We start from the raw sequence: 21,480 nt of genomic DNA, 5'->3' as shown, positions 1-21,480 counted from the left end.
GAACGTTAAGCGTAGCAGCCTGCTCGCGGGTGGGTGTTTTCGTCACGGGCTCCGCGTGGTGGCTGGCTTATGCAATTCCTGGCATTGCTTTTCTGGTTTTATTGGTTCCCTCGCATTACCCACTCAACCAGAATAACAATCACAAAATATATTCCGTCTTACGCCTTCTGATTTTATTTTGCCACCCCGTACGGGGTTAATTTTGGGGACAGAAAAACGAAATGAAAAAACAGAGCATTTTAGCGCTATTTTTGGCCCTGGTCGGCATGCAGCAGGTTATTGCCGCTGAACAAACTGTTCCGGCAAAAAATAATTTTACTGTTACGGCAGATGAAACATTAAAAGCCAAACTCCCGGCTGACATTTTGCAGCGTGGGTATATTGTTGCCGGAACAAACCCGAATACGCCGCCCACCACCTTTTATCAGGAAGATAATAAAACGCTGGCCGGGCGTGAAATCGATATTATGAGCGCAGTGGCAGAGCGCCTGGGTGTACAGGTGCAGTGGCACGATACCGGGGGCTTTGACAATATTATCCCTGGCCTCAAATCCGGTCGCTATGATGTCGCGCTGTCCAATATTAACGCCACGCAAAAACGCCTCGAGCAGGTCGATTTCGTCAGCTACTACGACGCTTCCCGTCTGGGGGTAATCTCCCGTAAAGATGCCAGTATTCCCGAGTTCACCGAGCTCACGCAGGTGTGTGGAAAAGAGATTGGCGCGGGGGCGGGTACCACGCAGATTAACCGTTTGAACGAAGCCAGCAAGGCGTGTGAATCGCAGGGCAAACCGCCGATCAAGGTCGCGGTTTTCCCGGACCGCCCGGCAGGTGTGCAGGCGGTGGTGAGTGGTCGCGTGCCGATGTTCTTCGGTCCGTATGAAGGGCTCACCTGGCAGGTTAAAACCGTCAAACCGCTGACCATGAGCGGGCAGATCAGCGTCAACGATGCGCCGGTTTCCATCGCCTTCCCGAAAGACTCGCAACTGGAAGAAGCGGTACAGGCCGCACTGAATTCGCTCATCAAAGACGGGACCTATCAGAAGATTTTGGATCACTGGTCGATTGGCTTTGGCGCAGTGAAAGAGTCGAAACGTAATCAGGACATCTTCTAATGCCTCACTCCACCCCTCCCGCTTCTCAGGACGCGCTGCGCATCATCGGTAAGCGCTATTATGGGCGCTGGTTCAGCGCGCTGGTCGTTTTACTGCTGTTGGCCGGGTTGCTGCACTCTATCTTTAATAACCCGCGTTTTGAGTGGCATGTGGTGGCAGAGAGCTTTACCGAAGACTCCATTATCAGCGGCGTGCTGATGACCCTACAGCTCACCGCCATCTCGGTGGTGTTGGGCTTCGCCGGTGGAACGGTACTGGCGCTGATGCGGCTTTCCTCCAATCCGGTGCTGGTGGCCGTCAGTTGGGGATACACCTGGTTTTTCCGGGGCGTGCCGATGCTGGTACAACTGTTTCTCTGGTACAACATCGCCGCACTTTATCCTACCGTCTCATTGAGCCTGCCAGGGATTGGCGAATTCTTTAGTGCGTCATCCAATGCGCTGATTAGCCCCTTTAGCGCTGCCGTGATTGCCCTGGTGATGCATCAGTCTGCCTATGCGGCTGAAATTATTCGTGCCGGTATCCAGAGCGTCGGCAACGGTCAGCTTGAAGCGGCGCGTGCGCTGGGTTACACCCGCAGCCAGATCTTCCGTCATACGGTTCTGCCACAGGCGATGCGCGCCATTCTGCCCCCTGCGGGCAATGAGGTCATCGGGCAACTGAAAACCACGGCGGTGGTGTCGGTTATCTCGCTACAGGACGTACTTTACTCGGCGCAAATCATCTATCAGCGCACCTATGAAGTGATTCCGCTGCTGCTGGTGGCAACGCTATGGTATCTGCTGTTGACCTCGGTGCTCTCTGTCGGTCAGTTCTACGTCGAACGTTACTTTGCCCGTGGGGTAAAACGTGAGACGGCGAAAGTCTGGTTCGCCCGCAAACTGCCGGTTTTTCTGTTCAATGCAAGGGGCGTTAGCAATGGCTGAGACCATCGAATTACGTAACATCACCAAACGTTTTGGTGGGCAGACGGTGGTGGATGCCGTTGACCTGGACGTCGACGCCGGGTCCGTCACGGTGATTCTTGGACCTTCTGGCTCAGGTAAATCCACGCTGCTACGCTGCATCAACCACCTGGAAAAGCTGGATGCGGGCACCATTCGCATCGGTGGCAACCTGGTAGGCTATGTGCAAAAAGGCCAGGCGCTGTATGAAGTGGGCGACAGCAAAATCGCTGCCCAACGCAGCCGCATCGGCATGGTGTTCCAGCAGTTTAATCTGTTTCCGCATCGCACCGTTTTGCAGAACATTATTGATGCGCCCATCCGGGTGAAGAAGCAGCCGCGTGCGGTGGCGGTAGCAAAAGCCCGTCAGTTGCTCCAGCAGGTGGGGCTTTCCGGGCGTGAAAATGACTGGCCGCAGCAGCTTTCCGGCGGGCAGCAACAGCGCGTGGCTATTGCCCGTGCGCTGGCGATGGACCCGGAAGTGATGCTGTTTGATGAACCCACTTCCGCGCTGGATCCTGAACTGGTGGGCGAGGTGTTACAGGTCATCAAAGGGCTTGCTCACTCAGGCATAACCATGGTGATTGTCACCCATGAGATCGGCTTTGCCCGTGAAGTTGCTGATAACATTGTCTTTATGGAGTCCGGTAAAGTCATTGCCTCTGGCCCGGCGCGCAAAGTGCTGGAAGAGAATGCCAACGCCCGCGTAACCCACTTCCTCTCAACGGTTTTGTAAATGTCTGCGCCGGTGCCTCACAGCTCCCACTGGGGAGCTTTTACCGCCCGGCGCGTGGCAAACGCGCTGAAAATCACCCCCTTTGCCGCCGACCCCGATCCCAGCCCGTTACTGGAAAACTTCACCGATGCTTTAACCCACCCGGCGCGCGTCACTCAGCCGATGGTACGCCGTGGCTGGCTGGAAGACGGGCCCGGCCCGGATGAGCGGCGCGGCGCGGACGAGTACATCGCTATTAGCTGGGAGCAGGCGCTCGGTCTGGCAGCAAATGAGTTACAGCGGGTGGCGGAGCTTCATGGCCCACAAGCCGTGTTTGGCGGCTCTTATGGTTGGTCGAGCGCCGGGCGTTTTCATCACGCGCAAAGTCAGGTTCACCGCTTTCTCAATACGACGATTGGCGGCTATGTGCGCTCGGTCTGGTCCTACAGCTCGGCAGCAGCGTCGGTGATCTTGCCGCATATTGTCGCGCCCCAGGATGAGATCTCCCGGCGCGGCGTAAGCTGGCGGGAAATCGCCGAACATAGCGACATTGTTCTCGCATTTGGCGGCCTGGCGCTGAAAAATGCCCAGGTTGCCAGCGGTGGGATGAGTGAACATACCGAACGCGGTTATATGCAACAGGCGGCCCGTCGTGGGGCGCGTTTTATCTCCGTCAGCCCGCTTCGTAGCGATCTGCCGGAGGAGGCCGCCGGGGAATGGCTGTCGATCACGCCCGGTACAGATGCGGCGCTGATCCTGGCGTTACTCCACACCCTCTATCAGCAAGGGCTCACGGATGAAGATTTCCTGGCCCGTTACTGCACCGGTTGGCCAACGCTGGTGCGTTATTTTCAGGGGGAGGCGGACGGCACGGTACGCAATGCCGCCTGGGCCGAAGCAATTTGTGGCATTCCGGCGGACGAGATTATCACCCTGGCGCAGCGGCTTCACGGCAGGCGGGTTCTGGTCACGGTGGCCCATGCCTTACAGCGCGCTCAGCATGGCGAACAGCCGGTATGGCTCGGGCTGGTGCTGGCTTGTGCATTGGGGCAACCGGGGCTGCCTGGCGGCGGGTATACCTATGCGCTGGGTGCGCTGGGGCATTACGGTAAGGCATTTAACCGGGTCTCTTTTCCGTCGCTGCCTCAGGGGAAAAATGGCGTCGAGGCGCTGATACCGGTGGCGCGGATTGCCGACATGCTGCTTCATCCCGGCGAACCCTTTCAGTTTAATGGCGTCGAACGGCGCTATCCGCATATCAGGCTGGCCTGGTGGGCGGGAGGCAATCCGTTCCACCATCACCAGGATTTGGCGCGACTGCGGCGGGCGTTTTGCCGTCTCGATACCTTAATCGTCCATGAACACAGCCTGACAGCCACCGCACGTCATGCGGATCTCATTCTGCCTGCCACCATGACGCTGGAGCGGGAAGATGTGGGCGGCGCCCCTACCGATCGCCATCTTTTTGCCATGCATCCGGTGGCGAAACCCCACGGCGAGGCCCGGGATGATTTTGCTATTTTCCGCGACATTGCTGCTCGCCTGGGCAAAGAAGAGGCGTTTACCGAAGGACGCAGCGTGCGCGAATGGTTACAACATCTCTACCAGCAGATGCAGCAAAAGCTGGCGGAGATAGACCACCCGGTGCCCGACTTTGACCACTTCTGGCAGCAGGGCGTGTTGACCCTGCCCCAGGTGGATGACGGCGGGCGTTTGATGCGCCGTTTTCGTGCCGACCCGCAGGCAAATCCGTTGCCCACGCCGGACGGGAAAATCCAGATCTTCTCTGCCGTCATTGACCGTTTTGGCTATGCCGATTGCCCCGGTCATCCGGTGTGGCGGGAGCCGGATGAGCAGCCGAATGCGCTGCATCCGCTCTGGCTCATCGCCAACCAGCCCGCCACCCGTCTGCACAGCCAACTGGACTATGGCCGGTACAGCGCAAAGCATAAACGACAGGGGAAAGAGGTCTGTTTGATGCACCCGCAAGACGCAGCGGCGCGGGAAATTAGCGAAGGGGATGTGGTGATGTTGCATAACGCGCGGGGGGCGTTGCTGGCTGTTGTGAGCGTTTCAGTGAACATTAAGCCCGGCGTGGTGCAGCTACCAACGGGGGCCTGGTATGACCCGGTAGATCCAAAGGCGGAGCGTCCACTGTGCCGCCACGGTAACCCGAATGTCTTAACGCGGGATATTGGTACATCTGCCCTTGCGCAGGGCTGTAGCGGGCAGATTACCGTTATTCAGGCTACCCGTTTTACCGGTGATGCCGGGCCGGTTCAGGCGTTTTCACCGCTTATCCCAGCAGCAACCCGCGAATAGCCTCAAGATCCTCCGGGGTGTGCAGGCGCGTCTGCTGCTGCCAGCGTGCGCGGGTGGGCGCATCCGCCCCGGGCAGGCACTGGCGTAGTTTCTCTTCTAAATCCACTCCCTGAGTCAGTAGCCCCTGGCGCGTCACCTGGCTGATAAGCTGCTCGCCATTAAGCAGTTGCAGCGTCAGGCGGTGAAAACGCGCACCCGGATTTTGTGCATCCGGCGGTGCGCTGGCATCTGGCGTGCGGGTCACCCGTGCAGCCAGTTCTGCGGTAAGCGGGTCGACAGGACGGGCGTCAAAGCGGGTCAGCGCAAGCTCTCCGTGCAGCAGGCACTCGGCAATCACATATTCGAGACTAAAGCGTGCTTCCACTCCCGTTACAGGCTGACGCACAAAGGCTGCCACATCGCCGCCAGGAGGAAAGGCTATCTCGATATGTTCAATGGCCCCGATAAGGTTGTCGGATGTTTTGCCGGTTGCCAGCCACTGTTTGCGCAGCCGCAGCGCCGCCAGCGCCGCGCCGTGCGTCCCGCTGCAGGTAGGCCAGGGTTTGAACTCCAGGCCCGGCGTGACAATGCGCCACGGCGCACCCCAGTCTTGCGTGAGTTTTTGCGGCTGCTGTGTCGCGGGGCTGTAAGCCGCGAGGAAACTCTCCAGCGCGCCCGCAATGGATGCCTTGATGTCGTGCTGCGCAAGCTGCACGGCAGTGACCGCCGCTCGTGCGGCAAAACCGGCATGCAGCGGTTTGATATCCGAGCCAAACTGCACCCGTAATCCGGCAGACTGGGTAGCGGCGATAGCCAGCGCCGCGGCGGTTTGTTCTTGCGTCGCCCCGACAAGCCTCGCACCTGCCGCCGCTGCGGCAATAACCCCCAGCGTGCTGGTGTTGTGAAAACCCTGAACATAATGTCCGCCGCCGACGGCCAGCCCTAATCTGCCCGCCATTTCGACGCCCACCACAAACGCATCCAGCAGATGCAGGGGCGTCTGCGTACCGAGCGCGAGGAGTGTGGGTAAAATCACCGTGCCAGGATGTCCGCGAAAGTCCGGGTGAAAATCATCAAAATCGAGGGCATGTCCACAGTAGCCCAGACGCAATGCGCGTGACTGCGCGTCATCGCCGGGCCAGATTGCGCGTATCGTCTCCCGCGTGGCATCCGGCAGGGTGCCATTGACCACCGGGAAAGCGACGGCGAAAAAATCCAGCATGCCTTGTCGCGCCTGTTCACGGGCAGCTTCGTCGGGTTGTCGGGTGGCAACCAGCCGGGCGACTTCCGCCGTCAGGTTGCTCATGCGGTTGCCTTTGTCAGTGCGGCGATGGCCAGTTGTGCCAGCCAGTCGGCGGTCGGGAACAGGGCGGCGTCATCCACACGGAACTGCGGATGGTGCAGTGCAAACGGCCCGCCGGAACCAATCATGATAAACGCGCCAGGCAGACGCTGCTGGTAAAAGGCAAAGTCTTCCCCAATGGGGTTGGCGGGAATGCGGCGCACTTCGAAGCCTGCCTGTTCACCGGTTTCCAGCGCCAGATCGACCCAGCTTTCGCTGTTCACGACCGACGGTGGGCCTGGCTGCCAGTCGAGTGCGATTTGCGCGTCAAAGGTGGTGGCGAGACCGCGCGTAACGTCATGAAAACGGCGTTCGATGTTTTCCCTAACGCTCTGGCTAAAAGTACGTACGGTGCCTTCGAGCCAGGCACTGTCGGGAATAACATTCCAGGTGCTTCCGCTATGTACCTGAGTAATAGAGAGCACGGCGTTTTCACTGGAGTCGACGTTACGGCTGATGAGCGTTTGCAGCGCGCCAATCAACTGCCCGGCAATCACGATAGGATCGTTACCTTCATGAGGCCGCGCGGCGTGGCTGCCGGTGCCGGTGATATCAATACGGAAGCGATCCACGCCTGCGGTCAGCGCGCCTGCTTTACTGCCCATCACCCCCACCGGCAGTGCCGGGTCATTGTGAATACCAAAAATAGCAATGGCCTCGTCCAGCGCGCCGGTGGCAATCACCGCCGGTGCGCCCTGGCCCGTCTCTTCGGCGGGCTGGAACAGAATACGTACCCGGCCTTTTAGCGTGGCTTCCTGCGCTTTGAGCAAAATAGCGGCTCCCAGCGCTGCCGAGGAGTGGAAATCGTGGCCGCAGGCGTGCATTACGCCAGGGTTTTCTGAGCGATACGCAACGCCGGATTTTTCCTCAATGGGCAGCGCGTCAATGTCTGCACGCAGCACCACCAGGGGGCCGGGGTTTTGCCCGCCGATCTCCACCACCAGGCCGGTGGGTAAATCCAGCGGCAGAATAGAAATCTGATACTGCTCCAGCACATTACGCAGGCGTGCGGTAGTGGCGAATTCTTCGTTGGAGAGTTCCGGGAAGCGGTGCAGTTCATGGCGAAAATCGGTAAGCCAGAGGGCTAAATCATGGGTATCTGTCATGGTTTACTCATTAGGGTGTTTGGCGGGCGAGCCAGCTTGTGTGGGCTGCCTCATCAAGGATCTTTTTCATAAACAGGGTGATATGGCCTTTCCCCAGATCCGCTTTGTGCTGCGGCGTAAAGCCCCAGTGTTGATACATCTCAATCAGCCACGGATGGTGGATAGCCGTACCTAGCGAAATCGCGGGGGCGTGCAGCATGTCGCGCACGATATGGGTTTCCACCCAGTCATAAATTTGCTGTCCCCGCTGTTGACCACGAAAGCGCGGGTGCGCACCGAACCAGCCAATGTGCGGCAAACCAAAGGGACCGGGGAGCGGCCCCCACGGGTATCGCAGGGTGACGGACGCGGCCAGTTCATCCTCAATAAACAGGCCGTACACGCCGTGCTGTCGCAGGTGCCGTTCGACCTTCTCGGGTGTGGCGGTGGCCGCATCGAAATGGACACCTAACGCCAGCGAGGGGGCATAGGCGGCGAGCATGAGTTCGAGATAGGCATCGCTATCGGCCAGGGTGAGCTGACGATATTTTTCGGTCATACCGACGCCTGCTCCAGCGCAGCATCGGCGGCGCGCAGCACATCTGACACCTTTTCCACAGCGCTACCGAGGTAGCGTGCAGGGTCAAACCAGGCATCCAGATCTGCGCTTGAGAAGGCACTGGCAAACGCCGGGGTTTCCGCCAGCACGCTCTTAAAGTCACGTCCGGTTTCAAAGGCCGTCATGGCACAGGTGTAGACCAGATGATGAGCGGTCTGCTTGCCGAGGGTCTTGCCCGCCTCAAACATCACTTTTTCAGACAGCAGCAGCCCGGCCTGAATATCCAGATTGGCACGCATTTTCGCTTCATTCACCGTCAGCCCGCTCAGGATACCCTGGGCATTTTGCAACTGGGCGGAGAGATAGAGGCAGATTTCCGGCAGGGCCAGCCACTCGGCGCGCCAGCTCATTGCGTCGCGCTCATGTTCAACGTGCATGGATTCGTAGATTAGCGCCGCGCTTTTGCGAATCGGCGGCGTCAGGCTTGCCAGCCCTTCGATGGCCGCCGGGTTGCGTTTATGCGGCATGGTCGTGGAGCCGATTTTACCTTTGCTGAACGGCTCTTCCACTTCGCCAATTTCGCTGCGCATCAGGTTATAAAGTTCATTGCCGATTTTGCCCAGTGAACCGCTAATCAGCACCGCTACCGACGCGAATTCGCTCAACCTGTCGCGGGCGGACTGCCAGCCAATGGTCGGACTGTTCAGCCCGAGCAGACTCAGCGCTCTGCGCTCTACTTCCGGGCCCTGTGCGCCCAGCGCGGCATTGGTGCCAATCGCGCCGTTGATATTACCGGTGAGCACGCGTGGCGTGATTTCACCGAGGCGTGTCAGGTGGCGCAAAAATTCATCCAGCCAGACGGCGGTTTTAAAACCAAAGGTGGTCGGCAGTGCCTGCATACCATGCGTGCGGCCAACCATCAGGGTGTGCTGATGGCGCGCTGACAACTGGCGCAACGCGCGGGTAACGCCCAGGGTGTCACGACGAATAATGGTCAATGCCTGGCGCAACTGCAAAATGGTGGCGGTGTCGACGATGTCCTGTGTGGTGGCACCGTAATGCAGATATTCCCCTGCCGGGCCGCACTGTTGTTGCAATGCGCTCAGCGTGGGCATAAAGGAGTGTTTCATCAATCCGGCCTGCGCGGCAATATCGCTTAGCAGCAGTTTTTCTGGCTGAGCACGGCGAAGGATTTCTTCGGCAGCCTCTTGCGGGATCACCCCCAGTTCGCCCTGGGCCTGAGCCAGTGCAACTTCGACCGCCACCTGTTGATGAAGCCGATTTTCTTCCGACCAGACGGCACGCATTTCCGGCGTGGCGAAGTTATTGCCAATAATTACAAAATCGATAGGATGCGATGCCATTTTTTTCGTTTGCCTGTCGGTGAAAGGGAAAATTGAAATAATGGGAACCACTATTTTCTGCAAGTATCTTCATTGATGGATATATCGCGGGGCAAGGTATTTATTGCCTTATCCAATATTCTTCTATCGATATGAAAATAGAAGAAATAGAGATTATTGTTTTTAATTTTTATTTTTGTAGCATGGTGAGATAAAGCGAAATAATTCGCGCACACATGGACATGCCAATGCTTGCGATAAAAACTCCGCAGACCTGGTTTCACCAGTCTGGTATTCGTCATGACGCAGGAAAATATATTGCGCCGCTTACCCAGCATATTTTGATAATTACCAGCGTAAAGGCATGGGCGCAGGTCAACCCTGGGCTTGAAGAGAGCTTACGCGCCAGCGGTATCCGCTGGCAGACGGAGATCATGACCGGTTACTGTACCGAAGATAGCGTTGCCCACTATGTGCAGCGGGCAAAAAAACTGGGGGTGCAGTTTATTGTCGGCGTGGGCGGCGGGCGCGTTCTGGATACCGCCAAAGCCGTCGCCGATACCCTTGAGGGCGGCGAATCCATCACCATTCCAACGCTGGCAGCGACCTGTGCGGCCTGGTCGCCTTTGTCGGTGTTCTATACGGACGAAGGCGCGCAGATCAGTAGCCAGGCTTTACGCACTCTGCCGCGCCTGGTGCTGGTGGACAGCGAAGTTATTGCCCGCAGCGATGTGCGTTATTTAAAGGCGGGCATCGTCGATGCGCTGGCGAAATGGTACGAGTTTCGCCCTTATTTGCAGAAAAACCCCGATAATCTGGGGCTGCAATTAAAAGTGCAAAACGCGCGTCTGGCCGTCGAAATTTATGAAAAACACGGTCAACAGGCTATTCGCGATAATAAAGCTCAGGTGGTGTCGGATGCGCTGATCAACGTTATTGACGCCAATATTGCCGTGGCCGGTATGGCAAACAGCGTGCGCGGCGAAATCCCCACGCCGGGTGTGGCGCATGCGATCCATAACCGGCTTACCCAGGAGCCGGCTTTGCGTCAATGGCTACACGGTGAACGTGTGGGATTCAGTCTGCTGGTGCAATCCATTCTGGAAAATGAAAATAGCCAGCCTGATCCGGTGTTACTGGCGCTGCTGCGTCAGTATGAGATGCCGCTAACCCTGGCACCGCTGAAAGAGATCCGCCTGGCGGTCATCCAGGCGGTGGCGCGCAGTATTCCCTTCCCGCGTGATGCTCTGGAACATTTACCGTTCACACTCGAACCCACGCGTATTGAGCAGGCGCTGCGTCTTACAGAACAATATGTTTCAACCCGTGCGTATGCCCGTGATCTGGCGGGGTAGTGTCATCCGTAACGCACTGAAGATGGCCATGGCGTACACCGCGCTGGGCGATGACACTATCGGCAAATTGCTGCACATCGCCCATTTTACCTTTCAGGACGGCGATCTCCAGGCAGTCGTCATGGTTGATATGCACATGTAACGTGGCGACGGAGAGGTCATGATGGTGGTGCTGCGTGGCGACAATGCGGCTCGCCAGATCGCGCTTTTCATGTTCATACACATAGGACAGCACCGCATAGCCCCGTGTGTCCTGCTCGCAGGCCGCTTGCTGGGTGAGTGCGTCGCGTAAAATATCCCGCAGCGCTTCGGAGCGATTGTGATAGCCACGGCGCTGGCTCAGCTCGTCGAGAGTAGCAAGCAGGTCATCATCAAGAGTAACGGTTACGCGTTGCATGGCAGTATTCCTGGCGTTCGGGTTTTGGGATAGGCGGGCAAGACGGCCTGTTGCAGCGCCTGTCCGGCCAGAGAGGTAAAGCGTAAGGGGTGGGTGACGGCAATATCTTCGCTGATATGGCCGTTCTCCATCACCACCACGCGCTGGCAAAAACGCTCCACCAGACGTAAATCGTGGGTGATAAACAGGCAGGCGATGCCCGAGTGCTGTTGCAGTTTTTTCAGCAGGCGAATGATACCTGCCTGCAAGACCAGGTCCAGGCTGGACACGGCCTCATCAAGGATGAGCAGCGTCGGGCGGGTCGCCAGCGCGCGGGCCAGGCAGACGCGCTGTAACTGCCCGCCGCTCAGTTGCGGTGGGCGCTGGTCAAGCAGGCTGATTTCCAGTTCCACATCACGCATCAACTGTTCGATGCGGGCGCGCTGTTCCGTTTTGCTTAAGCTGAACAGATGGCGCAACGGTTCGGCAAGAATGTCGCGCACCGTTTTGCGGGGGTTGGCGGCGCTGATGGCGTCCTGAAAGACCAGTTGAATATCCCGGCGGAAGTCTTTTTTCATCGCCCCGGACATGCGGGACAGCGGGGTTCCCTGCCAACTGATTTCACCGCTGACGGGCCTTTCCAGCCCAACCAGCAGGCGTGCCAGCGTGCTTTTGCCACACCCGCTACGCCCTAACAGCGCAAGGCTTTCCCCACTGTTGATCGAAAGGGAGATATTCTCCAGCACCGGGTGGGCGTGATAGCGGTGGGTGACGTTAGACATCGTGAGTAAATTCATTGGTTAAGTTCCATCCCGTACAGCGCCAGATGCGCCGCCACCAGATTGCGTGTCACCGGATGTCGCGGGGTGCGAAACAGCACATCGACACTGCCCTGCTCGACAATACGCCCTGCCTCCATCACCGCCACGTCGTCGGCGAGCCGCGCCACTACGCCCATATCATGGGTAACCAGCAACATGCCGCAGTGGCGGGTTTGTAAGAGACGTTCGAGCAGATCGAGAATTTTGGCCTGCGCCACGGCGTCGAGGTCTGTTGTGGGTTCATCGGCGACAATAAAGGCCGCATCACTGAGCAGCGCCATTGCGATCATCATGCGCTGCAACATGCCGCCACTCATCTCAAACGGGTAGAGCGTCAGTACCCGTTCCGGCGCCTCCAGCCCAACGTCGCCCAGGGCGGCGATAAGCGTGGCGTCATCCGCCGGTTTGCCCAGCGCCCGGCAGGTTTCCCTGGCGTGCGCCGCCATGGTCCGCAGTGGGTTAAAGGCACTGCGCGGGTTTTGCATAATGGTCGCCACCTTAAGCCCACGCAGCGCCTGCGGTGAGATGGGCTGACCATCTGCCAGCAGCGTGCCCGCCGTTTGCCGCACACCCGCAGGCAATACGCCGAGCGCGGCGGCACAGGTCAGCGATTTCCCGCTGCCGCTTCCGCCGACCAGCGCCAGCACGCGCCCGCGTTGAAGGGTGAGTGAGACGTCATGGGTGAGGGGACGCTGCGCCTCAAGGGTGAAATTTCGCAGTTCAAGTTGCGCAGGCATCAGTGGGCATGCTCCGTTTGCAGATGTGGATCGAGGCGGTCGCGCAGGGCATCGCCCACCATATTAAAGGCCATCACGCTGACAAACAGCGCCAGCCCCGGCCACAGCATTTGCAGCGGTTGCGTCCAGATATACTGACGGGCATCGTTAATCATCACCCCCCATTCGGCGGTGGGGGCGCTGACGCCCAGCCCCAGGAACGACATCCCCGCCACGTGCAGCATCATGTGGCCGATATCCAGCGTCGCCAGCACCAGCAGCGAAGGCACCACGGCACCTGCCAGATGATCGATAAACACCTGCGTATAGCTCGCCCCGCTCAGGCGGGCAGCCAGAATGTACTCGCGGCTACGCAGAGAGAGAACCAGGCTGCGTACCATGCGGGCGTACCAGGCCCAGTGGGAGAGGGCGATGGCGATAATCACATTCGTCAGCCCGGTTCCCAATACGCCGACCATAAAGAACGACAGGATAGAGGTGGGGAAGGTCATAAAGACATCCGCGACGCGCATGATCGCCTGGTCGATGCGGCCACCGGCCAGCCCCGCGCAGCCGCCGAGCGTCAACCCCAGCGTCAGCACCAGCAGAAGACAGGCCATGACCGACCCTAAGGAGACGCGGGTGGCGCTCAGCAGCCGGGAGAAAATATCGCGCCCCAGATGGTCGGTACCCAGCCAGTGTTCGCTACCGGGGGGTAACAGGCGGGCAGGCAAGTTAATCGCCTGCGGATCATAGGGCAGCCACCACTGGCAGGTCACAGCGATGACCAACAGCAGCGCCAGAATCAGTACGGCAAAGCGCACCGACCAGCGGGCAGAACGCAGAAAATTCATGCGTGCGCTCCTTCATGGTGACGAATCCGTGGGTCGAGCGCGGCGCTGAGCACATCTACCAACAGGTTACACAGAGCGAATACGATGACCATCACCAGCGTAAAACACTGGATCACCGGGTAGTCACGGTTGAAGATGGCCGACACGGCATAGCGGCCAATGCCCGGCCAGGCAAAGATGCTTTCGATAATCATCGTACCGCCAATCAGTTCACCCACGTGCATACCGAGGGCGGTGATCACCGGCAGCGACGCGTTACGCAAAATATGCTGACGCTCGGTCTGCTTTTCACTCAATCCGCGCAGCCGCGCCCAGATGACGTGCCGCTGTCCGGCGGCCTCCAGCATACTGGCGCGCAACAGGCGCGCGTTGATCGCCAGTGACATAAAGGCAATCGACACGGCGGGCAGCAGGATATGTTGCCAGCCGCCGTAACCCATTGCCGGTAGCCATTGCAGATAGACCGAAAAGAACATCACCAGCAGAAAGGCCAGCCAGAAGTTGGGCATCGATACGCCAAGAAAGGCAATCAGACGCACGATATAGTCTGGCAGGCTGTTGCGGTGGCGTGCAGCCCAAATGCCCAGCGGTACGGAGGTGAGCAAAATTAATATCAACGCGGCGCCCGCCAGTTGTAATGTGGCGGGCAGGAAGTGCAGAACATCCTCCAGCACCGGGCGCTGGGTCGCATACGAGATACCGAAATCGAGATGCAGCGCCTGCCACAGCCAGTGCAGATACTGCTGCGGCAGGGGTTTATCCAGCCCCAGCATGATGCGCGTTGAGGCCACCATCTCCTGCGTAGGCGGCAGGTTCGACAGGCGAAGGTAATCCAGCGCCGGGTCGCCCGCCCCCATGCGTAGCAGCAGGAAGATGACCACCGACGCGGCGAAGATCATCGGGATAAGCAGTAACAAACGGCGAATGACATAGCGCAGCATCAGGGTTTCACCGGGGTAATGTGTTCAAAAGGAATATCGCTGGCGATAGGGGCGAAAGGAATGACGCCCAGTTCAGGCTTCGCCACCACCAGCGTTGAGACGTAGCTGATGGGCAGATAGACCGCTTCGTCGTGCAGGCGGGTCAGGATGTCGCGATAAAGCGCCTGGCGCTCAGTTTCATCGCGTGTCGTCAGCACCTCGCCAATTTCTTTGTCGATCTGCGCCTTATCCGGCAGGCCAAGCTGCGCCTGGTAATCGGCGTGAGAGGGGACGCGCATGGAGCTTAAGAAGGCATGCGGATCATAAGGCGCACCCCAGGTGCGGTTGAAAATCATGCCGAAACGGCCGTCGCGCTGGCGGGCATAAATACTGCTCTCTTCCTCGCCCACAAGTGCCGTGTCCACGCCGATATCGCGCAGGTTAGCCTGGATAATTTCGGCCATTGATTTGCTCATCGCATCGGTGCCGATAAACGCAAGTTCGACATGCAGCGGCTGCCCCGCTTTTTCACGGATCGTTTTGCCATCCGGCAGTTTCCAGCCGTCAGCGTCCAGCAGCGCGCGGGCTTTTGCCGGGGAGTATTCACGCGCTTTCAGACCAATATTGGCGTATGGCACGGTGGGGGCGAACAGCGTGTCGGCTACTTTCTGGGTGCCGTACAGCGCGCTATCAATCAGCGTCTTTTTATCGACCGCGTAGTTGAGCGCTTCACGGACGGCCTGCTCATTGGTCGGCGCTTTGGCGGAGTTCAGCGCCAGCATCACCGTTTCGACCGGGGCGGAAAGCTGGGTGCGTAACGCCGGGTTCTGGCTAAACCGGGAAAAGGTATCGAGCGGCAGTAGCCCTTCGTTGCCGTACAACAGATCGAGATCGCCAGTTTCAAAGGCCACCGCGCGGCTGGTTGGATCCGGGATCACTTTGATGGTGATTTTGCTCAATGCCGGTTTTTCGCCCCAGTAGTGTTCGTTACGCACCATCACGTCGTACTGATTCAGGCGCGATGTCTGCAATACCCACGGCCCGGTGCCAATCGGGGCCTCGATGCCGTTCATGGTCTCGTGGTTTTTAAACTGGGAGGGGGCGATAAAGCGGAACGGGCGGGGCAGGGCAAGCTCCTGCAGGAACGGGTAATAGGCGCTTTTCAGGGTGATTTGCAGTTCGTTGTCGCTAAGCGCTTTCACATCAGTTATCTGGTTGGCGAGCTCAAGCCAGGCATGACGCTGGCGGTTATCGAGCACCGCACGGAAGTTTTCCACCGCGGCCTGGGCGTTAAATGGCTCGCCGTTGGAGAACGTGACATCCGTACGCAGCGTAAAGACCCAGGTTTTACCATCCTCAGAGGAGGTCCAGCTTTTAGCCAGCCAGGGTTTTACCGTGCCATCGGCCTGATATTTTACCAGCGGCTCGTAGACCATGCTTTGGGCGAACATTTGGTTTGGCGTATAGAGATGCGGATTAAGCGGTCCTACGTTGACCGGCCATGCGGTGGTCAATTCCTGAGGGGATGAAGCCTGGGCAAAAAACGCAGTACAGGCCAGCAGTAACGCACTAAGAGAGCGAAAGGACGACATGGTTTTCCCTGAAAATCTGCCACAAAAGGAGTATGACGATTTTATTGATTCATCATACGAATGCGGTGCGCGGGATCAAAAAGGCATGATAAAAGTGTGGAGATCGTGAAGCGAGCGAAGGGGACTGGTCAGCGGAACCCTTCCGCCGACAGTAAACTCCCTATCTTTAATTACTGCCCCTTAAACAGTTGCAGCAGCGTGTCCACCTGCTCATCGAGCGGCATCAGATCCTTTTTCACAATCAAATGCAGCGGCGTGGCGCGGCGTGAACCGTGGCTGAGCGGCAGGATTTTCAGCACGCCGCTGGCTAGCAGAGACCCGATGCGCTCCTCCGGCAGCCAGCCGTAACCCACCTGATACTGCACCGCTTCCACGGCGGCATCGATGGTAGAAAAAGTCCATGACTCACCGCTCTCCTGCGGCAGGCGATTTTCCCGGTCGGCGATGCGAATTAACGGCCAGGCGGTGAGGACATCCTCAGTAATCGCGGTTTCGGCGCACAATGGATGATCCCGGTGGGCGACAGCGACAAAATCAATATTCATCAGCCATTCGCCGCGCCCGGTCAGGTCCTGGCGACGGGTCAGCACCATTACGTCGGCTTCGGCATAGGCGGGGCGCTCCACGGAGGCGTTTTCGAGGACTTCGGTCAGATGCACCTGAGTTTGCGGATAGCGCTGCTGGAACTGGCGCAAAATGGCAAACAGCCGTGAGCGGGGAAAGATGCTGTCTACGACCAGGTCGAGCCGGGTACGCTGGCCGTTGCGCAGTGTGGCCGCCCGCGTTTCAACGTAGTCGAACGCTTTCAGCAGCGGTTTTACCTGGTTAAGTAACAGTTCGCCGGAGGGGGTGAGCACCGCACGGCGGCCTTCCTGTACCAGCAGTGCTACGCCCAGACGCTCCTGCAAGAGCGCCAGGTTGTAGCTCACGGATGACTGACTACGGTGGGTCTCTTCGGCGGCCTTCGCAAAACTGCCCAGCTCCACCACTTTTTGCAGCAGCGACCATTGTTCGAGGGTGGTTTTATGCATGACTCATCTAAAAAATGAATGAATTTAATTCAAACATAGCGTTATTCATTCATTTTTTGAAGCGGTACGATCTTCTCATCACTTAAGAGGAGAACAATTATGAGCAGCTTTGATAAACATGATCTGAGTGGTTTCGTCGGCAAACATCTGGTTTATACCTACGATAACGGCTGGAACTACGAGATTTATGTCAAAAACGAGACCACGCTGGACTACCGTATTCATAGCGGTATCGTGGCAAACCGTTGGGTGAAAAACCAGCAGGCTTACATTGTACGCGTTGGTGAGAGCATTTATAAAATCTCCTGGACCGAGCCGACCGGTACTGACGTGAGTTTGATCGTCAACCTCGGCGATCGCCTGTTCCATGGCACGATCTTCTTCCCTCGCTGGGTGATCAACAATCCGGAAAAAACCGTGTGCTTCCAGAACGATCATATTCCGCTGATGGAATCCTATCGTACGGCGGGCCCGGCCTATCCGACCGAGGTGATTGATGAGTTTGCGACTATTACCTTTGTGCGCGACTGCGGCGCAGACAATGACAGCGTCATCGCCTGCGCGGCCAGTGAGCTTCCGGCGGATTTCCCTGACAACCTGCGCTAACGCAGGGTTAGCCGGGCAGGCGGTTTTTCGGCCTGCCTGGGCCAAGCATAATGGCCAGTTTGCTCCCGCCGGTGGTGGTTTCCATCCATATTTTACAGACGCTGGTGAGCGGCACAGAGAGCAGCATCCCCACCGGACCGAGCAACCACCCCCAAATCAATAACGAAAGAAAGACCACCAGTGTCGACATACCGAGTCGGTGACCCATCATGCGTGGTTCCAGAATATTGCCGATAACCATGTGTACGACGAGAAACAGGCCGCCGACCAGCAGCCACTCATACGGGCCGTTAAAGAGCAGCGCCTGCACCATCGGTGGGATGGCCGAAAGCACCGATCCGATATTCGGCACGTAATTAAGCAGAAACGCCAGTACCCCCCACATGAGCGCAAACTGGATGTCCATAATGGCCAGCCCCGCCCAGACGATCACCCCCGTCCACAGACTGAGCAGCGTTTTTAACGCCAGATAGTGAGAGACGCCCTTAAGTGCGCGGTGCAATCCGGCGATATGAATCTGAGGGTTATTCAGCGCGAAACGCATTTTATAGGGCACATGACGCACTTCGAAAAGCATGAACACCATGGTCATTACCAGTAAAACGATGCTCGCCATTGCGTTAGACAGTTGCGTCATCATTGTCGTGGCAAAACTCATTACGCGCTCGGAATCCATTCGTTGCAGCATCCGTTCTGGCGAAACATGCAGGTGCAGGAAAGGGAGCGCATCCTGAAGCTGGAGGAATTTACGCGTGAACTCCCGATTGTATTTCGGCAGCATCGTCATGAACTCATTCACCGAGGCGGCCAGCACGCCAATCAGCGCGGTCAGGAAGACAAGCATCACCAGTACCACAATGGCGATGGCGACAGGCCGTTTCACGCCCCGGCGAATAAACCAGGTCACCAGCGGATTAAGCACAATGGCGAAAAAGAGCGCCAGTAACAGTTGAACAATGATATCGGCAGCGGCATGAATACCGGCCAGAATAATGACCAGTGAGGCCAGTTTAAGCAGAATGTGTAAACCCGCACGATCGGGTTGGGGCTGTGTCATGGGCAATTCCTTTTTCTATACCGCCCGATAAGTGTAGCCACTGACAGACGCTTCGCCCGAGGCACATATTCTTAATCTCCATGCTGATTTTCAGGCCATGACGTGGTAATAGTGAAATATCGTTGTGAAAATCTGGTGACCCCCCATGCCCGAACAAGCCGCTGAACCGGCGCTAAGCGGATTACGTCTTAATCTGCGGATTCTCTCCGTCGTTATCTTCAACTTCGCAAGTTACCTCACGATAGGTTTGCCGCTGGCAGTTTTGCCCGGCTATGTCCATGAAACGCTGGGCTATAGCGCCTTCTGGGCAGGGCTGGTCATTAGCCTGCAATACTTCGCCACCCTTATCAGTCGTCCGCACGCCGGACGCTACGCCGATATGCTCGGCCCGAAAAAAGTGGTGGTGTTTGGTCTCTGCGGCGCGTTTATTTGTGGGCTGGGGTATCTGCTGGCGGATCTGCAAAGTGGCTCGCCGCTGGTCAGCCTGGTGCTGCTCTGCGTCGGGCGCATTATTCTCGGTGTCGGGCAAAGCTTCGCCGGGACCGGGTCGATGCTCTGGGGCGTGGGAGTGGTCGGTTCACTGCATATTGCCCGTGTTATTTCCTGGAATGGTATCGCGACCTATGGCGCAATGGCGCTGGGGGCGCCGCTTGGCGTCATTTGCTACAACTACGCCGGACTGAGCGGGCTGGGCGGGTTCATTATGGTGGTGGCGTTTATTGCGATTGCCTGCGCGTTGCCGCGTGCGGCAGTAAAAGCCAGCAAAGGTAAACCACTGCCATTTCGTGCGGTGCTCGGCTATGTCTGGGTTTATGGGATGGGGCTGGCGCTGGGTACGGCTGGTTTTGGGGTTATTGCCACCTTTATCACCTTCTTTTATGACGCGAAAGGGTGGGATGGCGCGGCCTTCGCCCTGACGCTGTTTAGCCTGGCGTTCGTGGGTTCGCGGCTGGTGTTTCCGAACAGCATCAACCGCCTGGGCGGCCTGAATGTGGCGATGATAAGCCTGGCGGTGGAAGTGGCCGGCCTGATTCTGGTGGGCATCGCCGATGCTCCGCTGGTGGCAAAAATCGGGGTATTTCTGACCGGGGCAGGCTTCTCGCTGGTCTTCCCTGCGCTGGGGGTGGTGGCGGTCAAAGCGGTGCCGCAGCACAATCAGGGCGCGGCGCTGGGCACCTACACGGTGTTTATGGATATGTCGCTGGGAATTACCGGGCCGCTTGCCGGGCTGTTGATGGCCTGGTCGGGAGTATCGATGGTGTATCTGCTGACGGCGGTGCTGGTAGCGGGAGCGTTCGTGCTGACGTGGCGGCTAAAAAAACGGCCTCCGCTGGAGGCCGCTTCCTGATTACTTGATGACCAGGGTGTTAACAATGTTTTCCGCTGCGGTCTGCGCCTGCTGCTGGTTATCTGCCGGCAGCGTCACCTGCAAAGTCAGCAGTTTGTTATCCACTTTACCCAGCACTACGGTAGACCAGGCCGTTTGACCTTTGGCAGAGATGATGCTGTCGAGCTGCTGCATTTTCTGGCCTTTCAGCTCGATAGATTTGTTGGTCACGACCTGCAACTGCGGGTCGCGGTTGCGCTGTTGGTCTTCCAGACGTTTTGCCAGCGTATCCAGCCCTTCCTGAGTGTCGTCGCCTACAATCACAATCACCGCTTTCTGACCGGTTGAGTCAGAGTAAACGTGCATGTTATTAGACTGCGTACCCAGTTTACCGCTCTGATCGGTCATGTCTGCGGGCAGCGAGAAGCTGAGTTTGCCATCAAGCAGCGTTACCGGTTGCCCGGTTGCGTTGCTTTCTGCGGATGCCCCCTGAGCGGGTGTTTTTTTGCTGTCGCTGTTGTCGCAGGCCGCCAGACCCATGACCAGCAGGCCAATACCGACATATTTAACCAGATTGCGCATTGACTTCTTCCTTTCGATAAACAGCCATAACGGCTCATGCGGGCCATCTTACCACAACTGGCATCGCGTACTCTTAACTGGCCTGTAACGCTGATATTTCAGATTTGTCTGCCAGTCTTTTCAACAGCATATTCAACAACACACCGTACATCGGCAGGAAGAAGGCGATGCTGATAATGACCTTAAAGGCGTAATCCACCAGGGCGATTTCCATCCAGTGTTCGGCCATAAACGGGTCCGGGCTGTGCCAGAAGGCGATGAAGAAAAAGGCGAGGGTGTCGCTGGCGTTACCGAACACGGTTGAGGCCGCAGGCGCCAGCCACCAGCGTTTGTTCTGACGCAGGCGGTTAAAGACATGCACGTCGAGGATCTGCCCCAGCGCGTAAGCCATAAAGCTGGCGGTGGCGATACGGGCGACGAACAGGTTGAAATGGGTCAGTGCTTCAAAGCCTTGCCAGCTTCCCATGTAAAACAGGGAAGAGATGCCGTAGGAGATAACCAGCGCAGGTACCATCACGGCGAAAATAATCCGTCGGGCGAGCGGCGCGCCAAAAATACGCACGGTTAAATCTGTCGCCAGGAAAATAAACGGGAAACTGAATGCGCCCCAGGTGGTATGGAAGCCGAAAATGTTAACCGGTAGCTGTACCAGATAGTTACTGGAGGTGATCACCAGCAGGTGAAAAAGGGATAGCCAGAACAGCGCTTTCATGCGCTGAGTTTGTGAAAACTGCGTCATATTGTGACCTTTTTAGTGTTTGGGGTGAGGGAACCCAATAAACATGTAACACGCTATTTTTCTTGCCATTTTCACATCGGCAGTGCTCGTCATCCTCACG

At 57.6% G+C, this 21,480-nt stretch carries 21 protein-coding genes; 7 read left to right on the top strand and 14 right to left on the bottom strand.

Annotation, left to right across the window (positions count from 1 at the left end; genetic code table 11):
* Positions 1-221 precede the first annotated feature (221 nt).
* The 4 genes from ABU190_RS13180 to ABU190_RS13165 are packed head-to-tail and all read left to right on the top strand — an operon-like array spanning position 222 to position 5,096.
* The gene (locus ABU190_RS13180) at positions 222-1,115 is read left to right on the top strand and encodes an ABC transporter substrate-binding protein (protein WP_354691551.1); all 894 of its coding nucleotides are present in this window, start codon (positions 222-224) and stop codon (positions 1,113-1,115) included.
* Positions 1,115-2,041 (top strand): amino acid ABC transporter permease, encoded by a 927-nt coding sequence (locus tag ABU190_RS13175; RefSeq protein WP_103278436.1) that lies wholly within the window; start codon positions 1,115-1,117, stop codon positions 2,039-2,041. The genes ABU190_RS13180 and ABU190_RS13175 overlap by 1 nt, the downstream gene beginning before the upstream one ends.
* Positions 2,034-2,795, top strand: coding sequence for an amino acid ABC transporter ATP-binding protein (locus ABU190_RS13170; protein WP_103278435.1), 762 nt, complete (start codon positions 2,034-2,036; stop codon positions 2,793-2,795). Before ABU190_RS13175 ends, ABU190_RS13170 begins: the two co-directional genes overlap by 8 nt.
* Entirely contained in the window at positions 2,796-5,096 is a 2,301-nt protein-coding gene (locus ABU190_RS13165; protein WP_354691550.1) for a molybdopterin-dependent oxidoreductase, read from the top strand.
* On the opposite strand, the gene ABU190_RS13160 is transcribed toward ABU190_RS13165, so the two are convergent.
* From ABU190_RS13160 to purB, 4 genes are read right to left on the bottom strand one after another with little or no spacing between them, the layout of a single operon-like run.
* A complete protein-coding gene (locus tag ABU190_RS13160) occupies positions 5,071-6,381 on the bottom strand; it encodes an MmgE/PrpD family protein (RefSeq protein WP_354691549.1) in 1,311 nt (436 codons plus the stop codon). The genes ABU190_RS13165 and ABU190_RS13160 overlap by 26 nt on opposite strands.
* A complete protein-coding gene (locus ABU190_RS13155; RefSeq protein WP_296440172.1) occupies positions 6,378-7,523 on the bottom strand; it encodes an amidohydrolase in 1,146 nt (381 codons plus the stop codon). Before ABU190_RS13155 ends, ABU190_RS13160 begins: the two co-directional genes overlap by 4 nt.
* Positions 7,524-7,533: 10 nt before the next feature.
* The gene (locus ABU190_RS13150; protein WP_103278431.1) at positions 7,534-8,061 is read right to left on the bottom strand and encodes a GNAT family N-acetyltransferase; all 528 of its coding nucleotides are present in this window, start codon (positions 8,059-8,061) and stop codon (positions 7,534-7,536) included.
* Positions 8,058-9,425 carry an adenylosuccinate lyase gene (purB, locus tag ABU190_RS13145; protein WP_169038719.1) on the bottom strand — a complete coding sequence of 456 codons (1,368 nt, stop codon included), beginning with the start codon at positions 9,423-9,425 and terminating at the stop codon, positions 8,058-8,060. Before purB ends, ABU190_RS13150 begins: the two co-directional genes overlap by 4 nt.
* A gap of 227 nt (positions 9,426-9,652) precedes the next feature.
* On the opposite strand from purB, the gene ABU190_RS13140 reads away from it, so the two are divergent.
* The gene (locus ABU190_RS13140) at positions 9,653-10,759 is read left to right on the top strand and encodes an iron-containing alcohol dehydrogenase family protein (protein ID WP_354691548.1); all 1,107 of its coding nucleotides are present in this window, start codon (positions 9,653-9,655) and stop codon (positions 10,757-10,759) included.
* Here the strand turns inward: ABU190_RS13140 and nikR are convergent.
* The 7 genes from nikR to ABU190_RS13105 form a co-directional block, all read right to left on the bottom strand.
* Complete coding sequence (nikR, locus tag ABU190_RS13135) at positions 10,707-11,156, bottom strand: nickel-responsive transcriptional regulator NikR (protein WP_354691547.1); 450 nt, start codon at positions 11,154-11,156, stop codon at positions 10,707-10,709. The genes ABU190_RS13140 and nikR overlap by 53 nt on opposite strands.
* Positions 11,144-11,932, bottom strand: coding sequence for a nickel import ATP-binding protein NikE (gene nikE / locus ABU190_RS13130; protein ID WP_354691546.1), 789 nt, complete (start codon positions 11,930-11,932; stop codon positions 11,144-11,146). Before nikE ends, nikR begins: the two co-directional genes overlap by 13 nt.
* Positions 11,929-12,693, bottom strand: a complete 765-nt coding sequence (gene nikD / locus ABU190_RS13125) for a nickel import ATP-binding protein NikD (RefSeq protein WP_079496987.1) — start codon at positions 12,691-12,693, stop codon at positions 11,929-11,931. The genes nikE and nikD overlap by 4 nt, the downstream gene beginning before the upstream one ends.
* Complete coding sequence (gene nikC / locus ABU190_RS13120) at positions 12,693-13,526, bottom strand: nickel ABC transporter permease subunit NikC (RefSeq protein ID WP_354691545.1); 834 nt, start codon at positions 13,524-13,526, stop codon at positions 12,693-12,695. Before nikC ends, nikD begins: the two co-directional genes overlap by 1 nt.
* Entirely contained in the window at positions 13,523-14,467 is a 945-nt protein-coding gene (gene nikB / locus ABU190_RS13115; RefSeq protein WP_041851316.1) for a nickel ABC transporter permease subunit NikB, read from the bottom strand. The genes nikC and nikB overlap by 4 nt, the downstream gene beginning before the upstream one ends.
* Positions 14,467-16,038: a nickel ABC transporter substrate-binding protein gene (nikA, locus tag ABU190_RS13110; RefSeq protein ID WP_354691544.1), complete on the bottom strand. Its 1,572-nt coding sequence runs from the start codon at positions 16,036-16,038 to the stop codon at positions 14,467-14,469. The genes nikB and nikA overlap by 1 nt, the downstream gene beginning before the upstream one ends.
* Before the next feature lie 170 nt (positions 16,039-16,208).
* Positions 16,209-17,069 (bottom strand): LysR family transcriptional regulator, encoded by an 861-nt coding sequence (locus ABU190_RS13105; protein ID WP_354691543.1) that lies wholly within the window; start codon positions 17,067-17,069, stop codon positions 16,209-16,211.
* A gap of 99 nt (positions 17,070-17,168) precedes the next feature.
* Here ABU190_RS13105 and ABU190_RS13100 point away from each other — a divergent pair, with 99 nt between their 5' ends.
* Positions 17,169-17,675, top strand: a complete 507-nt coding sequence (locus ABU190_RS13100) for a phenolic acid decarboxylase (RefSeq protein ID WP_354691542.1) — start codon at positions 17,169-17,171, stop codon at positions 17,673-17,675.
* Between the two features lie 7 nt (positions 17,676-17,682).
* Here the strand turns inward: ABU190_RS13100 and ABU190_RS13095 are convergent, their stop codons facing one another.
* Positions 17,683-18,732 (bottom strand): AI-2E family transporter, encoded by a 1,050-nt coding sequence (locus tag ABU190_RS13095; RefSeq protein ID WP_041851320.1) that lies wholly within the window; start codon positions 18,730-18,732, stop codon positions 17,683-17,685.
* 145 nt (positions 18,733-18,877) lie between these two features.
* Here ABU190_RS13095 and ABU190_RS13090 point away from each other — a divergent pair, with 145 nt between their 5' ends.
* Positions 18,878-20,080, top strand: coding sequence for an MFS transporter (locus ABU190_RS13090; RefSeq protein WP_354691541.1), 1,203 nt, complete (start codon positions 18,878-18,880; stop codon positions 20,078-20,080).
* On the opposite strand, the gene ABU190_RS13085 is transcribed toward ABU190_RS13090, so the two are convergent.
* A complete protein-coding gene (locus ABU190_RS13085; RefSeq protein ID WP_041851322.1) occupies positions 20,081-20,641 on the bottom strand; it encodes a DcrB family lipoprotein in 561 nt (186 codons plus the stop codon).
* A 73-nt stretch (positions 20,642-20,714) separates the two neighbouring features.
* Positions 20,715-21,380 carry a 7-cyano-7-deazaguanine/7-aminomethyl-7-deazaguanine transporter gene (locus tag ABU190_RS13080; protein ID WP_041851323.1) on the bottom strand — a complete coding sequence of 222 codons (666 nt, stop codon included), beginning with the start codon at positions 21,378-21,380 and terminating at the stop codon, positions 20,715-20,717.
* Positions 21,381-21,480: the final 100 nt, after the last annotated feature.

The organism is Phytobacter sp. RSE-02 (assembly GCF_040578655.1).
Taxonomy (GTDB): Bacteria; Pseudomonadota; Gammaproteobacteria; order Enterobacterales; family Enterobacteriaceae; genus Phytobacter; species Phytobacter diazotrophicus.
The sequence above is the reverse complement of the archived record's forward strand: the minus strand, read 5'-3'. Positions and strand labels throughout refer to the sequence as shown.

Excerpts from the sequence above, each read along its gene's own strand:
- ABU190_RS13180 (WP_354691551.1), top strand. The coding sequence starts at position 222 with ATGAAAAAACAGAGCATTTTAGCGCTATTTTTGGCCCTGGTCGGCATG.
- ABU190_RS13175 (WP_103278436.1), top strand. The coding sequence starts at position 1,115 with ATGCCTCACTCCACCCCTCCCGCTTCTCAGGACGCGCTGCGCATCATC.
- ABU190_RS13170 (WP_103278435.1), top strand. The coding sequence starts at position 2,034 with ATGGCTGAGACCATCGAATTACGTAACATCACCAAACGTTTTGGTGGG.
- ABU190_RS13165 (WP_354691550.1), top strand. The coding sequence starts at position 2,796 with ATGTCTGCGCCGGTGCCTCACAGCTCCCACTGGGGAGCTTTTACCGCC.
- ABU190_RS13160 (WP_354691549.1), bottom strand. The coding sequence starts at position 6,381 with ATGAGCAACCTGACGGCGGAAGTCGCCCGGCTGGTTGCCACCCGACAA.
- ABU190_RS13155 (WP_296440172.1), bottom strand. The coding sequence starts at position 7,523 with ATGACAGATACCCATGATTTAGCCCTCTGGCTTACCGATTTTCGCCAT.
- ABU190_RS13150 (WP_103278431.1), bottom strand. The coding sequence starts at position 8,061 with ATGACCGAAAAATATCGTCAGCTCACCCTGGCCGATAGCGATGCCTAT.
- purB (WP_169038719.1), bottom strand. The coding sequence starts at position 9,425 with ATGGCATCGCATCCTATCGATTTTGTAATTATTGGCAATAACTTCGCC.
- ABU190_RS13140 (WP_354691548.1), top strand. The coding sequence starts at position 9,653 with ATGCTTGCGATAAAAACTCCGCAGACCTGGTTTCACCAGTCTGGTATT.
- nikR (WP_354691547.1), bottom strand. The coding sequence starts at position 11,156 with ATGCAACGCGTAACCGTTACTCTTGATGATGACCTGCTTGCTACTCTC.
- nikE (WP_354691546.1), bottom strand. The coding sequence starts at position 11,932 with ATGAATTTACTCACGATGTCTAACGTCACCCACCGCTATCACGCCCAC.
- nikD (WP_079496987.1), bottom strand. The coding sequence starts at position 12,693 with ATGCCTGCGCAACTTGAACTGCGAAATTTCACCCTTGAGGCGCAGCGT.
- nikC (WP_354691545.1), bottom strand. The coding sequence starts at position 13,526 with ATGAATTTTCTGCGTTCTGCCCGCTGGTCGGTGCGCTTTGCCGTACTG.
- nikB (WP_041851316.1), bottom strand. The coding sequence starts at position 14,467 with ATGCTGCGCTATGTCATTCGCCGTTTGTTACTGCTTATCCCGATGATC.
- nikA (WP_354691544.1), bottom strand. The coding sequence starts at position 16,038 with ATGTCGTCCTTTCGCTCTCTTAGTGCGTTACTGCTGGCCTGTACTGCG.
- ABU190_RS13105 (WP_354691543.1), bottom strand. The coding sequence starts at position 17,069 with ATGCATAAAACCACCCTCGAACAATGGTCGCTGCTGCAAAAAGTGGTG.
- ABU190_RS13100 (WP_354691542.1), top strand. The coding sequence starts at position 17,169 with ATGAGCAGCTTTGATAAACATGATCTGAGTGGTTTCGTCGGCAAACAT.
- ABU190_RS13095 (WP_041851320.1), bottom strand. The coding sequence starts at position 18,732 with ATGACACAGCCCCAACCCGATCGTGCGGGTTTACACATTCTGCTTAAA.
- ABU190_RS13090 (WP_354691541.1), top strand. The coding sequence starts at position 18,878 with ATGCCCGAACAAGCCGCTGAACCGGCGCTAAGCGGATTACGTCTTAAT.
- ABU190_RS13085 (WP_041851322.1), bottom strand. The coding sequence starts at position 20,641 with ATGCGCAATCTGGTTAAATATGTCGGTATTGGCCTGCTGGTCATGGGT.
- ABU190_RS13080 (WP_041851323.1), bottom strand. The coding sequence starts at position 21,380 with ATGACGCAGTTTTCACAAACTCAGCGCATGAAAGCGCTGTTCTGGCTA.